Source organism: Bradyrhizobium sp. Bra64 (assembly GCF_024519875.1).
GTDB classification, from domain to species: domain Bacteria; phylum Pseudomonadota; class Alphaproteobacteria; order Rhizobiales; family Xanthobacteraceae; genus Bradyrhizobium; species Bradyrhizobium japonicum_G.
In genome coordinates, this window is sequence record NZ_JALJRD010000008.1 from 117,805 (window position 1) to 133,022 (window position 15,218).

Genomic DNA, 15,218 nt, shown 5'->3' on the forward strand with positions numbered 1-15,218 from the left:
CTCGCCAGTGCAATTCTGTCAACAGACAACGTTGCGAACGGAGTAGCGCTGGTGAACCGCGGCAGCTCTTGCCGATATCTCTGTCACGCATGCCACGAGCGTCTGTAGCCAAACGGCCTAAATCTAGGAGAATTGAATGAACAATGATACCAAACGTCCGCCGCCGGCGCATGCATCCGGCGCGCCGGTGACGGTCAATCTTAACATCCGGACCGCTGGGCCGCGCGGGCCGGCGCTGTTGCAGGACGTCTGGCCGATCGAGAAGCTCACCCATTTCGCACGCCAGGTAATTCCCGAGAGCCGCATACACGCCAAGGGCTCCGGCGCACACGGCACCATCACCGTCACGCACGACGTCAAGCGCTATACCAAAACCAAGATCTTTTCGCGGATCGGCAAGGAAACCCCAATCTCCACCGTCGCATGCGAGTTCGACAACACCGCCCGTCAGGTCGGCCAGGCCGCCAGGCCTATCCAGGAACACAACATCGCTAATTGCGCCAAGGCCGACCCCACCTATGGCAAGGGCGTAGCCACGGCGTTGGGCCTCGCTTTCGGTCCGCCGACAATGGCTGCTCAGTAGACCCCGTCGCTTCGTAGGCGGGCGGTACTCTTTGATTCCGCCGGCCATCCCACAGTCAACGGTTGCCCTTGGAGCAAGTAGGACCGCACCAAGTCGCACCATCACTTCTGGAGTCAACAATGTCCAACCGGATCGCATCGAAGCTCCTCGCGGAATTCATTGGCACTTTCTCGTTCGTTTTCATCGGCGCCGGTGCCGCGGCTGTGGTCGGCGACGGCGTCGGCCTGCCTGGTATCGCCGCAATTGCCTTCGCCCACGGCTTGACCATCATGGTCTTCGCCTTCGCCTACGGCTCGGTGTCAGGTGGGCACATGAATCCCGCGGTCACTGTCGGCGTGCTTGCCGCCGGCGCAATGAGTGTCGGCGACGCGATCGGTTACGTCGTCAGTCAACTCGCTGGCGGTGTCGCCGGCGCGCTCTTCTTGTCGGCCGTGCTGGGAGGCGCCCAAACTGGACTCGGTTTGCCCGCACTCGCGCACGATCTCACCCTCGGCGCTACGTCGCTTACCGTTACGCCGGCCGCTGGCTTCACGATCGAGGCTGCGCTCGCCTTTTTCCTTGTGACGATCGTGCTCAGCACGGCGATCGCGGGTCGCGCCGGCAACCTTGCACCGCTCGCTATCGGGATGACGCTTACCCTCAACATCATCATGGGTGGGGCCCTCACGGGTGCGGCCTTCAACCCAGCGAGGGCCTTTGGTCCGATGGTCGCGACCGGTAATTTCAACGATGCCTGGCTGTATTTGGGGGCCCCGATCGTTGGTGCCATTGTCGCCGCCATGCTGCACACGGGGCTTAGCCGGCTCGCTCGGGAGCGGATGCTGACGGCCGAACCCGGAGGCGCCGTCCAGACGCCCGCCGAATAGTGCTCTGGATCAGTACGGAAGGGAGGCGCCGCTGTTCGGCGGCGGCCTCCGGTACTCTGATCTCTAATCGAGATTGCGGCGGTAATGGCTCGGCGTCTCACCGGCCACTCTGTGAAAAGCGGCGGTGAACGAGCTCGTGTCGCTGAAGCCGATCCGAAGCGCAATCGTCGTCACGGACAGGTCGCGATTCGCCAACAGCTGCTTGGCCCGCTCAATCCGGCGCGTCGCGTGATATCTATGCGGAGGCACGCCGAAGGAATGCTTGAACGATCGAGAAAAATGATACGGGCTCAGCCTCGCCAGTTCGGCAAGCGTCGCGAGCGGAACGTCGTCGGCCACATGCTCCTCGATATAGGTGGCCACTCGCTTTCGCTGCCAGCACGCAAGGCCGCCACGGCTAACGGACCTACGGAGTTCAACCTCACCGTTGATGCGAACGAGTTCGTGCGTCAGCACGACGCCAAGCGCTTCGGCGTACTGCCGGTGCACCGAATCCGAGTTATCAACCACCGATTTGAGCTTCATGGCGGTCTGCCAGAGATCCCGATCGTAGAAGAAAAGTCGCGGCTTGAATTCGACCGCCTCAAAGCGAAGCGCCGGATCAGCGAGCGGCCCGCGCGGATCGATGTAGACATAGGTGACGCGCGTCAATGCGCGCGGTCTCTGCCATCCGCGGAAGTCATGCCCTGCGGGAACAAAAGTCAGCTTTTGCGTGAAATCGCGCAAGGTCGACCGAGGCAAACCTTCAACGAATGTCTCGCCGTCGTAGCGCTCCGCGACTTCTGCGGCAATGAGCAGATGGCACGGAGCCTGGAACCCATATTCGAACGTCGTGTGCCGCATGATCTCAACCGTCTCGGCCCGGAACCCTGGCCAGGCCGCGGAACGCCGTCTGGCGACCTCGATCGGAGAAATCTCGACAAGTGAGCGGGATCCAGGATTCTGATCCCGCGCCGCTGGCGGATGCTCGGCAAGCGGACGTATGAGAGAACCTACAACAGCGACGGATTGTTTTGATGTCGTTCGGGCTGGGTTGGGCATTGTTCGATCTCACTCGCTGCTCGCCCCCAATTGTTGATGTAGGGCTGGCGCTCAAGATCAAGGTCCGGAGCTCGCCGCGCTCACGCCAAGTTGACACTCATTGCGTGCGATGACTGCAGCCTCAGGCGCCCCGCCGCCGCGATTTCAAGACCGTCCCGAGGATCCTGGATCACCCGGAGCAATGAGACCAGCCTCCGCCGTAGCGAAGCCTGCGCAAAGGTGCTCATTTACGAAACGATCGCACGGCCGTATCACATCGTCAGGTTATGCTTTGTTTTCAGGTAACGACCCGAGCATGGCGACGACAAAAGGTCGCGAGCGTGACAACTACCGCACGGTGCACCGCGGAGTGTGTCGTGTGCATGAACTTTAGCAATCGCAGAAGCGCTTTAGGCACATGCGACGTGCAGACCGGTTATCTGAAATCATCGGCTACTGGGTACGAACCGAAGTCAGAGGCGCACAATCGAAGGACGCGACAGACCGATAGGTGCACCTCAGCAACTGAGGCCCATAAGTCGATACTAAACTCGAATTTACTTGAGTTGACCGAGGTTGGATGATGTTCGTCGTGGTGCAAAATCCAAGCCATCTGGAAGTGCGCCCGATGACCCAACTCCGCCTTCTCGGCCTGTCCGGCAGCCTTCGCCGGGCTTCCAACAGCACCGCTGTGCTTCGCGGTCTTCAGGACGCGCTTGCGCCCAAGGCTCGGCTCGACGTTTTCTCCTTGCACGGGCTGCCACTCTACAATGAAGATGACGATGGCGAGTACGCGCCGGAATCGGCGCGCGCCCTGCGTTCGGCCATCGAGACATCGGATGGAGTAATCATGGTGTCGCCCGAGTACAATCACGGCATGTCCGGCGTCCTGAAGAACTCCCTCGACTGGGCCTCCCGGCCCTATGGGCGTTCGGTGCTGAGCGGCAAGCCGGTACTAACGATGACGGCCTCGCCCGCCTTCACTGGTGGCGTGCGTGCACAGCAGCAAATGAACGAGACACTCGCATCGATCCCGGCACGGCCTGTGCTTCGGCCCCAGATCGTGATCGGGAACGTGCATGAGAAGGTCCGCAACGGACGACTCGTCGACGAAACCACGCTGCACTTTGCGCTGGCGGGCGTCGATGACCTCATCGACGAGATCCAGGCTGCGCGCTTTGTTCGAGAGGCAGCCAGAGCGTGACGACCGTTATGCCGCGGTCCGGTGGCGATTGCGTGCCGCCGATTGGCACTTAGTTTTGCAAACTCCTAAAATGTAGGCGCACAGGATATTCGCGAGGATACGAAATGGAGATACAGCGCACGATATTGTCAATCGCGGGGGCGGCACTCGCCATCACTATGGGCGTAGACGCGCAGGGCGAGGAGGAGAGACACTCGAGTCCGCCGCCTCAGGTGCTGCAGGCAATTGCGAGGGTCGAGGCCGAGATCAACCGTACCGAGGCGGAAGCGATCGAACGGCTTGCGGCACCGCCGGACAATCAGATCCAGCAGATCGAGTTGCTTGGCAAGCTGATGCTGTATGACAAGGAATTGTCGGTAAACCGCAACGAGGCTTGCGCCTTCTGCCACATGCCCGAGACTGGCTTTACCGGTCCGCTGTCGGAGCTGAACCGGACCACGGGTGCTTATCCGGGGTCGGTACGCACGCGATTCAGCGATCGTAAGCCGCAGTCGCACGCTTACGCCCCGCTCTCGCCGGTGCTGCATTACAATGCCGCGCAGGGCGACCTCGTCGGCGGCAATTTCTGGGACATGCGCGCGACGGGGCGACGGCTCGGCAATCCGGCCGCCGAGCAGGCGCAAGGTCCGCCGACCAATCCGGTGGAAATGGGACTGCCCGATATCTCCTGCGCGGTCTATCGTGCCTCACAACGGCCCTATCGCGCCTTGTTCGAGAGCGTATGGGGACCGCAGAGTTTTGCGATTGCATGGCCGGTCGACGTCGAGCAGGCCTGCAACAGGCCCGGACCGCCGCCAGCGGCCGATCCGCTGCCCGTCCATCTGAGCCCGATTGATCGCGGCCGGGCCGGCGCGACATTCGATCAGATGGCACAGTCGATCGCCAGCTATGAAGCCTCGGCCGAGGTGACGTCGTTCACTTCGAAATTCGACGAGGTGCTCGCCAAGAAGGCGCAGTTCACGCCGGAGGAGCAGCAGGGCTACGATCTATTCCGCGGCAAGGCACGATGCAATGAATGTCACCGGGACGGCGGCCCTGGTGAGGACCCGCTGTTCACAGACTTCACCGCTAGTAATATCGGCGTTCCCGCCAACCCAAGACTTCCGTACTATGGCGAGGATCGGCCCGACGCGTTTGGGTATATCGCCAATCCGTCTGGATGGTCCTTTGTCGATGGGGGTGTCGGTACTTTTCTCAGCAACGGACATCTCCTCAGCCAGCCTTCGGCAGTCGATGCGCGATGGCTCAAGCTGGCGGCTGACAACCTGGCGCGTATTCAAGTGCCGACACTACGCAACGTCGACAAGCGGCCCTATCCCACCTTCGTGAAGGCCTACGGGCACAATGGCTATTTCACCAGCTTGAAGCAGATCGTGCATTTCTACAACACGCGCGATGTGCTGCCGCGCTGCAAGCCCCACGATCCGGGTGAAGGTACGACATGTTGGCCGGCGCCGGAGTCGACTGCCAACATGAACACGAGCAAAGTTGGTCATTTGGGCCTGTCCGACGCAGAAGAGGACGCGCTCGTTCGCTTTATGCAGACGCTGACGGATGGGTTTATGCACTAATTGCGTCTTGATGGAGCAGCTGCTGACTGTCTGTGGGTACAATAAGTGTTGCCGACCTGAGCAAGGAGATCGACGTCAAGATCGCGAACACTCCGGCGGCGGCGCTGAGCCCTCTCCGCTGAGCCCCTCTCCAATAACTGCTCGCCGAGCGGGAGCGGTTCGCCTCGGCTTCGCGGCTTGACCTACGAGGTAATGACCACGGTCGGCGACACCATGCCCCATCTCATTCCGGATGCGTGGCCCGGCGCATTTTGGATCGCGACGGTGATCGCCTGCCCTGTGGTATTCTTCGAACTGTGGGCGATAGGCCAAATCCGCGCCCGCCACATGAATGCGCCATTCCTGCAGGCCTTCCAGATCGTGGTCAGCGTGCCCCCCGGCTCGGGCATCTTGATCGGGACGGGTTCCCATCGTGCTGCGGTTTGCATAGCAGCGGACCCATCCGGTTTCGCCGGAGAGTTCACTACTGCCACGGCAGCGCGTGTTCAAGCAATCCATTGGCTGCTTCACGCATTGGCGCTGAAGACCACCCTGACCGGCTGGCTGCTCGCCTCCTTCCGCGGCTGGCCGGTGTCGCTCCTCGATTTGCCTGCGCCACCGACACCGGCCTCCGACAATGCGGAGGCCGCTAGGGCGATCGACGGGCATCAAGCGATGGGATGGACACTGCTCGTCGTCATCGTACTCGATACTCATATCGTAGTAACTGGCCCCGGTCTCGCGATCGCCAAGTCGACCACCAACGCGAGCAGATCACGCGTCGCATCGAAACCGAAACGACCCAGCGGCCTGACCGTAGCGGTCGCTTTCGCGAGGTACCGTTGGCTTCGTCGGAAGCGGGAGAGCGATCAGCATGCACGGTCCGCACGCCGATTATCGATGTTGGTCAAAGCCCGCAACCGAAGGGATTCTGGCGAAGCGAAGCAGCTTGCAACTGCCCAGACGTCAGATCCACCCGATAGGCAGCAAGCTGGTGGTCGTAGTCGAGGCGATGCCAAGGAAGCATGTACCGTGTCGCGACGAATCCGAACCATGTGACGGCAATCACCACATGCGAGAGCGAGCCACTTGTCCGGTCGATGGCAGCACTTTCGATCGATCCGATTCGATCGCCGCCCGGGCCCACTACGGCTGTGCCCTCGAACCGATCAGACGAAAACTTAGGCGATTGGATGGGATTGTTCATGATCGTCTCCTTAGTTTGAGGCGCTTCGTTTGTGTCGGCCCCTTACCCGGCTCGAACAGCTTCGTATAATTGCCTTAGGACCGAGTTAGCCTTTCGTGATCCCTTTTTGAAGAAACGGCGGCGCAAGAATGGCGTCGATGTGCAGCCCATCAATCGGACGCCAGCAATCGTACAATGGCACTAAGACTCAATCTGTCGGCCTCAGTGATGCATCCGAATTCGATCAAGCGGCCGTATCTGCCGACGGTGGTCGGCCGGCGTTCCCGTAAGGCGGCTCGAATATTCGCTGGATGTTCTTGGGGGGTCCTTGACTCTGGTCATCAGAACGGCCGCATCACGCTTCGCGATAGAGGCCCAGGTCCATCCGACCGCCGTTCGTCGTATATTTCACGGCCTTTTCGAGATTGCGGACGAGAGAGGGGACGACGAGCAGGTCTTCGGTCAACGAAACCGGCTCGGCCGTCGCGAAGCCGAAGTCGACCTCGCGTGCGGAGAACTCCGCCAGAAGTTACGCGACTACTCCCTTCGCGATCTGATCAAGATTGCTCGTCTCGCGGCTTCCTGGGAGAGAGCCTTCACGTGAGCCTCCCGGCAGGTGGGCTACTTTAGCCATTGGTTGGGCTACGCTTGCGCTCAGCCCGTCAACCCAAAAGCGGCCGCCAGGCGACCGCAGGCCGCTCGAACGCCCGCACCGCCTTTCTAAAGATAAATTTAATGGTGTCGGCGGAGCTGCGAACCCACATCGACTTCACGCGCATCGGCGATTGCCGATCTCGATTTCCCGACGACGGGATTTCTGAAGCGACCAGAAAGCGGAACCTACAGGTAAGGAGCTTGCCGATGACCTCTCACTCCAACCGCGGCGTTGTTTACCTCAAACCCGGCAGCGTGGAAGTTCAGAAGATCGACTTTCCGACCTTCCGCAATCCGGCGGGAAAGACGATCGACCACGGCGTCATCCTCAAGGTCGTAACGACAAATATCTGCGGCTCCGACCAGCACATGGTCCGGGGCCGCACGACGGCACCGGCTGGCATGGTGCTTGGACACGAGATCACCGGCGAGGTCATTGAGAAAGGCCGTGACGTCGAGTATCTCAAGGTCGGCGACCTAGTCTCGGTGCCCTTCAACGTCGCCTGTGGCCGCTGTCGGACCTGTCGAGAAGGCGACACCGGCGTCTGCCTTCACGTCAATTCCGACCGCGCCGGCGGCGCCTATGGCTATGTCGATATGGGCGGCTGGATCGGCGGGCAGGCCGACTACGTGATGGTGCCCTACGCCGATTTCAACCTATTGAAGTTTCCGGACAAGGCGCACGCGATGGAAAAGATCCGTGATCTGACCTGCCTGTCCGATATTCTGCCGACGGGATTTCACGGAGCCGTCACCGCCAAGGTCGGCGTCGGATCGACGGTCTACGTCGCCGGCGCGGGGCCGGTCGGCCTCGCCGCCGCAGCGTCCGCCCGCATCCTTGGCGCCGCAGTTGTCTTGATCGGAGATATGAACAAGGAACGACTCGCCCACGCCAAGAGCGTCGGCTTCGAGCCAATCGATCTCACTAGGCACGATCGATTGGGCGAACTGGTCGCCGACGTCCTCGGTGTTCCGGAAGTTGACTGCGCGATCGACTGCGTTGGCTTCGAAGCAAAGTCGCAGGGAACCGACGGCAAGGTCGTTGAAGCGCCTGCCGTCGTATTAAACAGCCTGATGGAGATCACCCGCGCAGCCGGCGCGATCGGTATTCCCGGCCTCTATGTAACCGACGATCCTGGCGCGAAGGAGGGGGCGGCGAAACAGGGCAACCTGAGCCTCCGCCTTGGTCTCGGCTGGGCAAAGTCGCATGCACTCCACACCGGCCAGACGCCGGTGCTGAAATACAATCGCCAGCTCATGCAGGCGATACTTTGGGACAGGCTGCCGATCGCCAAGATCGTCAATGTTAAGGTGATTGATCTTGAGCAGGCCCCGGAAGGTTACAAATCATTCGACGCCGGCGTCGCAAGCAAATTCGTCATCGATCCGCACAAGCTACTCTCCCGAGCTGCCTAAGCCAAAGGCAGACTGGGCGCATCACTGAACCTAAAACATGAGCCAACGGGCCGCTTACGGCGCGCGTTCCGGCGACTCTGCGCGGCTCGGCTGCTGCGATCCGTCTCTCTCATCGGTCGGTTGGGGTCAAACAGACGTCAGGCAACAGCTGACGACTACGCATCTTCAAACTCGATGCGCCGCGCGAAACCCGGCGGCGGGCTCGAGTGGGACCAACTTCAATTCCGATTAGTTGTGAGAACGATACGCAACGACTAAATTGACGTCCGCTGTTATTGGAACGGCCTTTATTGATTCGGAGATAGCGCACGGCCCATCTGCCCGAAGAGACAACGGCAAGCTACTAAGCTCGATCCGAGCGGAATTACTTTACCGTCGTGGCGTAAGGGCAAGTTATTTCGACGATGCAACCAGACCCTGGATGAATGGTAAATCGGAATCCGTGCAGCTTCACAATTGCCGCGACCAGGTTCAGGCCAAGACCCAAGCCCGGCGTGTGCCTTATCCCATCCGACCGATAGAAACGCCTCAAGACGGCACCGCGCTCGTGTTCGCTTATGCCTGCGCCGGTATCCTTGACGCGGACGATGGTTTCGTCGTGACTGCGTACCAACCCGATCTCGACCCGCCCGCCCGCGGGCGTAAACTTGACGGCGTTGTCGACCAGATTGGCGACCGCCTCGATCAAAAGATCGCGGTCACCATGAACTTTCAGTTCGTCTGGCGATTGAATGATCAGGCTGATTCCCTTGTCTTCCGCTATCGGCTCATACATGTCGCCTACTTCCCGTATGATATCTGCAAGTGCGACGTGGCCGAAGCCGGCCGATCTCTGATCTATTTCGATTTCCGCAAGACGCAGGATGGCGGTGATGATCGATAGCGATTGATCGAGCGCATCGGTCGTCTTGTCCGCAACTGACTGCAATTGCTCCACTGTCGTCGCGTTGCTGCGACCGCGCTCGAGCATCAGACGCGCTCGGGTAAGGGGCGTACGCAAGTCGTGTGCGATGTCCCGACCTACGCCCGCAAGTGATTCGATGAGAGTCTCCATCTCGTCGAGCATGCCATTGACGATCATCGCAAGCTGCGAGAAGGGATCGTCGCTGTTCCCAAGCGGGAGCCGTTCACGCAGGTTGCCGGCGACGATGCGCTGCACTCGCTCGTTGACCTCCACGATACGCTTTCGGGCGCGCGCGCTCAGCGCGACGCCGACTGCAATGCAAAGGAACACAGCGGGAAATAGTCCCAGCGCGAGCGCTCCCCCAACGATCCGTGCAATCTCCTCGATTTCATCCGCATCGCGTCCGACCAGTAATACATTGCCATCGGGCAAAGTTCGCGCGATCAGCCGCACGGACTGTTGCTCCCGACCAACTCCGTCTAATCTGTCGGCCACCGCGTTTTGTGCCGTGCCATCGATCTGGAGATCGGTTGGCTGCCTTTCCATATCGCCTGCGATCCTGTCGCCCTGCGCATTAAACAATCCCACCATCCGACGACGCCCGGGATCGTAGCGCAGGCCCTCGTTGATCGTGTCGAGCCTCTGACCGGACGGCAAGGCAACAAGAGTTTCCATCTCCGAAGCGATCGCGCGGTCGGATCGCAACGTCATGTCACGTTTCGTCTTCAAGTAGACGAACCCAAGCAGAGCAACGGTAAATGCCGCAAAGATGCAGGTCACCAATACGGTCCACCGCAGCCTGCTAGATCGGATGAACTCAGGCCAGTGCATCACGTTGTCTCGCCGAAAGATCGCAGAATTGCTCCACTCTTCCGCGGGACCTGGGGAATGGTCGCGAAGCGTCGAAAAAAGCTCGCATGACTTCGTCGACATGGATGCATCCTTCGCATTTCGCTCGCCTGCCCGCACCGCCTGGCATCCTTGATTCCAGCTACGGGCGCCAGCCTAACCCGGACAGCACGAGCGGCACGATCGTACGGATGTTGTTCCGACTGTCGTCTTGGTTTGAGAAACCCCATACCTTTGGTTTATGCGTCCGAAATGCCTCGTGCATCTGAGGACTGTGACGAGTTAGCGCAGGCGGCATAAAGGTCATGAACCGGCTCTTGCGATCTTAGCTGGTATCCCCGCGACGGATGGCGATCTCGACGTATCTGATCAAGTCGGCTGCCGCAAAGGGCTTGGCCAGGAAGCCAACGCCTCCGGCCTTCCGCGCCCTGTTCCGCACGCTGTCTTCGGGGAAGGCCGTAATGAAAATGAACGGCGTATTGTGTCCTTGCGCGCGCATATGGGTGAGGAGGTCCACCCCGCTCATACCGGGCATTTGCACATCCGCAACGACACATCCGCAGCCGAGCAACTGGGGTGACTGCAGGAACTCTTCGGCCGACGCAAATGTGCGGACTAGATATCCTTCTGAGCTGAGAAGATTGTCGGCTGCTTCACGGACGAGTTCATCGTCGTCAATAACTGAAATCATCGGAGGCATTGACAAGATGACCTTCCAGGCGCGGGAGCAAAACGCTCTCCTTAGCACCGCTCCAGTTCGAAAAATGAGCCGTCAATCCGGATTCTGATATCATACTTAGGTTTGTCCGTGCGCGCACTGGGTGTGTAATCAGGCGCATTTGTCCTTCTGAAACACTGAAGCCGGAGGCTTGCTTCGCTCGATACTTGCGGGACAAGCGCTAAGGCTTGGCGGGACGAATTCTGAGCGTTTCTGCTTTTCGCAACAGATCGGCCAACGATTTCGCATCCATCTTCTTCATGATGTGGCCACGGTGAATCTTGACGGTAATCTCGGCAACTCCAAGTTCAGCAGCTATCTGCTTGTTCATGAGGCCAGACGATACCAAGGCCAGAATCTCACGCTCGCGAGGAGTTAATTTCTCAAAAAGGGCTTGCAGGTTCGCGACGATCTTGTCGGCCTCGCGCCGCTTGCGATCCCGTTCAATCGCCACCATCACGGCGTCAAGCATGTCTTGATCGCGAAACGGTTTGGTCAGGAAATCGACCGCCCCGCCCTTCATGGCCCTGACGCTCATCGGAATATCGCCATGGCCGGTCATGAAGATAACGGGAATATGAATGTTCGCCTTGGCTAGTTCACCTTGGAAATCTAGGCCGCTCATTCCCGGCAATCTGATGTCCAGGACCAGGCAGCTGGCGACATCTGGAAGCTTGCTTTGCAGCATTTCGGATGCCGAGCCGAACACCTCAACCTCCAGTCCGATCGATGCAAAGAGATTGCCGAGCGCTTCACGCATCAATTCGTCGTCTTCGACAATAAAGACGAGCGCCTCTCTCGCGCTGATAGGCTCACGCGGTGTTTTGGGGCGCTCGGTCACGACGCCTCCTTCTGAGGTTGCGAGGGCAAGACGAATTGAAACGTCGCCCCCCGCCCCTCATTGGGCGACGCCGATAGGCGCCCCTCGTGGGCCTCCACGATCGAACGACAGATCGAGAGCCCCATTCCCATGCCGCTGGACTTGGTGGTGAAGAAGGCGTCGAATAGCCGATTTGCATTCTCGGCGGAGATACCGACGCCGCAATCCGTCACACTCAGGAATACGCGGTGTGCCTCGTCTCGGCCAGATCGGATTACCAGTTCGCGCGGCCGATCCGTGATCGGCAGCATCGCTTCGATACCGTTCATCACCAGGTTGATGATCACCTGCTGCAACTGAACCCGATCACCGAGTATCGTAGGGAGAGCAGGCGCCAACTCGGCTCGCAACGAGACTAGGTGACTGCTCAACTCGCGCTGTACCAGCACGATAACCTCCTTGACGACGTCATTGAGGTCGAGCGACACTTTCTCAATCTCGGATTTTTTCGCGAGCGACCGGACACGCCGGATCACCTCACTTGCCCGGTTGCCAGCATTGACGACCCATTCCACCGAACGGCGCGCAGCGGGCAGGTCGGGAGTTTCGCGATCGAGCCAGCGCAAACAGGCCTCAGCGTTAGTAATGATGGCGGCGAGCGGTTGGTTCACCTCGTGCGCGATCGAGGCTGTCAGTTCGCCCAGCGTAGTCACGCGCATAACATGCGCGAGCTGCACCTGCGCCTTATGCAGCTTGTCCTCGGCCTGTTTGGTCGCGGTGACATCCACCACCGCCCCAATGAACTCCAATTGGTCCGCTTGGTCTCTGACAGAGTGGGCGACAACATGGACATATTTGACAGAACCATCCGGCATCAGCAATCGATGCTCGTAGTCAAGATCCTCTCCGTTGCGGGCTGCGCGTTCGATCGCCTTCTCCACGCGAGCACGATCCTCCGGATGAGCGCGGTCAAGAACCATTTCAAAAGTGACAGAACGCGGCTCGTCGTATCCGAGGATCCGGAAGAATTCCTTGGAGCCGACGCGTTCGCCAGTGAAGAGATTCCAGACGAAGCTGCCGGTTTGGCTCACTCGCTGTGCTTCGATTAATTTGGCTTCGCTTCGCCGCAATTTTTCCTCGGCCCGCTTGCGGTCCTCGATGTCGGTAGACGACCCATACCACTTGACAATGTTGCCGTGGTCATCGCGCAGCGGCACGCCCCGGAACAAAAACCAGCGGTATTCACCGTCGAAACGCCGTAGGCGAGCTTCAAGCTCACCGGGCATACCGGAAGCCCGTATTGCGCTCCACTTCACCAACATGCCTTTCTTGTCGTCAGGATGAAAAGCGCGAGGCCAGCCGATTTCGGCTTGATCTGGTGAGAGGCCGGTATAATCGAGCGCCGGTTGATTGAGGAAATCGGGGACTCCGTCCGGTCCGGCGCGCCAAACCAAGGTCGGGATCGTGTCGATCACCAGTCGAAGCCGATCCTCGGATCTCTTGATTTCGTCAAAGGCTTTTTGCAGCGCCTCCTTGGCGAGGTGCTGCTCGGTGACATCGATATGCGTACCAATTAGCTCGGTCACTTCACCGTCGTGACCGACAACGGTATGTCCCACGGAATGCACATATCTTGTCGCACCGTCCGGAAGAACGATGCGATAGTCGCCTTCGAAGTCCGTCTTCTCTCGGAGAGCCTGCCGCACCATTTCGATAACGCGGTCTCTGTCTTCGCGGTGAACGCGATCCCACAAAGGTTGCTGTGGCACAGCGTCCTCACTCGGATCGAGTCCCAACATGCGGTGCGTTTCCGGGGACCGAAACACGAACTCTCGCTGCCGCGCATCCCAGGCCCAACTGCCTGTGTGACTCAAGCGCTGGGCTTCGGCCAAATAAGCCTCGCTGCGTCGCAGTTTTCGCTCTGTCTCCTTTGCTACCGTGACATCCGTTACCGCGCCCACAAACTCGATGCCCCCTTGAGCATTTCTTACGGCGCGCGCCAAGACGTGAACATGTTTAACTGTTCCATCCGGCATCAGCAGTCGATATTCATCGTCAAATTCCCTTCCCTCGCGGGTCGCGCGATTAATAGTGTTTTGCATGGCGGCGCGATCTTCCGGATGGGTGCGCTGCACAATAAGTTCCAAGGTCGGCTTCGTGGTCCGGTCGCAACCGAAGATTCGGAACGTTTGTTTTGACCAGAAAATATCTCCGCTGGCGACGCTCCATCCAAAGCTCCCGGTGCCGCTCAATCTCTGCGCTTCGGTCAAATACATTTCGCTCTGCAGGAGCGCGGCCTCAGTCCGCTTCTGATCTCCCATCGCTACTTGCAGGTCATTTGCCGAACGCCGAAGTTCTTCAGTTGCCTTCCTCTGCGCCGAGATCAGGAATGCAACCACGAGAGATGTAATAGAAAACAGGATCAGACGCGGTATCTCCGAAATACCTACAGCGAAAAGGCCATGCTTCCAGGTAAATGAACCGTTCGGGGGCACGAGGTAATAATGAAATGCCAAGAGAGCGAGCGTGACCGCCAATAATCCCGGGCCAAGCCCGCCAACCCACGCAGCGAAAATAACTGCGCAAAGCATCGAAGATGCGATGGCCTCGGCGCTCAGTAAGCGTGTGATCAGCTCAGCAGCAATGATCGCGACCGCGACCGTCAGGACGACGATCGCATAGCGAGAAATTGTAGAAGACGTTGACAGCCGTACCGTGAGACCAAGTCTTGTCATTCTGCTGGCTCGTCCCGCCGACGATCCGCGGCTGGATTTACGGATACTTTGAACTGGCGCCCTATCGCAGAGCGCCCCGAGGTTCCGGCCGGCAAGTTTAGAGCATTTTGAACAAATTCGGCAATTCGATTGATCCCGGTGGGCTCCGCGCGCCGTTCCGCGGAGCCGAGCGGATTGACCGAGCGCTGCTGCGGAGCGTAACCGTCAAAGGCAAACCGGCCAAACGTCAATTTAGTGCAAGTAAAACCTCTGTTTAATGGAGCCACCGGTCGGCCGGGTCTGCTTTTAGAACAAGCAGCCAGGCCGCGTTTCCTCTCTCGCTTGGTGTCGCATTGCTGCCACAGCGGACGGCTTCGCGTTGCCACCTCCCCTGAGGCTGTCGGAAGCCGTCTGCTTCTTTTTGCGATCCGCCCGAGAAGAGCCGCCAGGCAGATTTCGAGATTTCGGGGATCAGTTGCCTCTCATTCGCCCGCATGTGTGAATCGCAACGCCCGCGGCAAACCATTGAGGTGCGCGGCCCTTCGCTAGTGCTCAATTACATCAATCGCAATGCGCCAGTACCGAAACCTCCGTATTACTCTCCCGATCCTTTTTCAATATCGGACACTTACCCGCGTACGATTGAGCGAGGTGTCTCACTTCTCCTAGTCTCGCTTTCGGACAAGCTCAGGCGTTTATCAGGTCAAGTGATCAGCAATCCTCTCTCCGATCAA

General features: G+C 59.3%; 12 protein-coding genes and 1 pseudogene. 7 read left to right on the forward strand and 6 right to left on the reverse strand.

The annotated features are described in order from the left end of the window. The first annotated feature begins 136 nt into the window (after positions 1–136). Entirely contained in the window at positions 137–583 is a 447-nt protein-coding gene (locus tag NR187_RS22935) for a catalase (RefSeq protein WP_306235690.1), read from the forward strand. A 119-nt stretch (positions 584–702) separates the two neighbouring features. Then, the gene (locus NR187_RS22940; protein WP_256807746.1) at positions 703–1,449 is read left to right on the forward strand and encodes an MIP/aquaporin family protein; all 747 of its coding nucleotides are present in this window, start codon (positions 703–705) and stop codon (positions 1,447–1,449) included. A 63-nt stretch (positions 1,450–1,512) separates the two neighbouring features. On the opposite strand, the gene NR187_RS22945 is transcribed toward NR187_RS22940, so the two are convergent. Then, a complete protein-coding gene (locus NR187_RS22945; protein WP_256807747.1) occupies positions 1,513–2,490 on the reverse strand; it encodes a helix-turn-helix domain-containing protein in 978 nt (325 codons plus the stop codon). Positions 2,491–3,049: 559 nt separating this feature from the next. Here NR187_RS22945 and NR187_RS22950 point away from each other — a divergent pair. From NR187_RS22950 to NR187_RS22960, 3 genes and pseudogenes are all read left to right on the forward strand, one after another. Next, positions 3,050–3,673 carry an NADPH-dependent FMN reductase gene (locus tag NR187_RS22950; RefSeq protein ID WP_256807748.1) on the forward strand — a complete coding sequence of 208 codons (624 nt, stop codon included), beginning with the start codon at positions 3,050–3,052 and terminating at the stop codon, positions 3,671–3,673. A gap of 104 nt (positions 3,674–3,777) precedes the next feature. Beyond that, entirely contained in the window at positions 3,778–5,244 is a 1,467-nt protein-coding gene (locus tag NR187_RS22955) for a cytochrome-c peroxidase (RefSeq protein WP_256807749.1), read from the forward strand. 117 nt (positions 5,245–5,361) lie between these two features. Continuing rightward, positions 5,362–5,643, forward strand: a pseudogene (locus tag NR187_RS22960) (rubrerythrin); the annotation flags it as partial. 487 nt (positions 5,644–6,130) lie between these two features. Here the strand turns inward: NR187_RS22960 and NR187_RS35015 are convergent. Continuing rightward, complete coding sequence (locus NR187_RS35015; protein WP_372703257.1) at positions 6,131–6,430, reverse strand: PRC-barrel domain-containing protein; 300 nt, start codon at positions 6,428–6,430, stop codon at positions 6,131–6,133. Between the two features lie 307 nt (positions 6,431–6,737). Here NR187_RS35015 and NR187_RS22965 point away from each other — a divergent pair, with 307 nt between their 5' ends. Next, positions 6,738–7,013 (forward strand): hypothetical protein, encoded by a 276-nt coding sequence (locus NR187_RS22965; protein ID WP_256807751.1) that lies wholly within the window; start codon positions 6,738–6,740, stop codon positions 7,011–7,013. 257 nt (positions 7,014–7,270) lie between these two features. Beyond that, positions 7,271–8,479: a formaldehyde dehydrogenase, glutathione-independent gene (fdhA, locus tag NR187_RS22970; RefSeq protein WP_256807753.1), complete on the forward strand. Its 1,209-nt coding sequence runs from the start codon at positions 7,271–7,273 to the stop codon at positions 8,477–8,479. A 364-nt stretch (positions 8,480–8,843) separates the two neighbouring features. Here fdhA and NR187_RS22975 read toward each other — a convergent pair whose 3' ends face one another. The 4 genes from NR187_RS22975 to NR187_RS22990 all read right to left on the reverse strand — a co-directional run bounded on the left by NR187_RS22975 (position 8,844) and on the right by NR187_RS22990 (position 14,505). After that, complete coding sequence (locus NR187_RS22975) at positions 8,844–10,316, reverse strand: HAMP domain-containing sensor histidine kinase (RefSeq protein WP_256807754.1); 1,473 nt, start codon at positions 10,314–10,316, stop codon at positions 8,844–8,846. 241 nt (positions 10,317–10,557) lie between these two features. Next, complete coding sequence (locus NR187_RS22980; RefSeq protein WP_256807854.1) at positions 10,558–10,932, reverse strand: response regulator transcription factor; 375 nt, start codon at positions 10,930–10,932, stop codon at positions 10,558–10,560. 199 nt (positions 10,933–11,131) lie between these two features. Then, a complete protein-coding gene (locus tag NR187_RS22985; protein WP_256807756.1) occupies positions 11,132–11,791 on the reverse strand; it encodes a response regulator transcription factor in 660 nt (219 codons plus the stop codon). Further along, positions 11,788–14,505 (reverse strand): PAS domain-containing protein, encoded by a 2,718-nt coding sequence (locus NR187_RS22990; RefSeq protein ID WP_256807758.1) that lies wholly within the window; start codon positions 14,503–14,505, stop codon positions 11,788–11,790. Before NR187_RS22990 ends, NR187_RS22985 begins: the two co-directional genes overlap by 4 nt. Between the last annotated feature and the right edge of the window lie 713 nt (positions 14,506–15,218).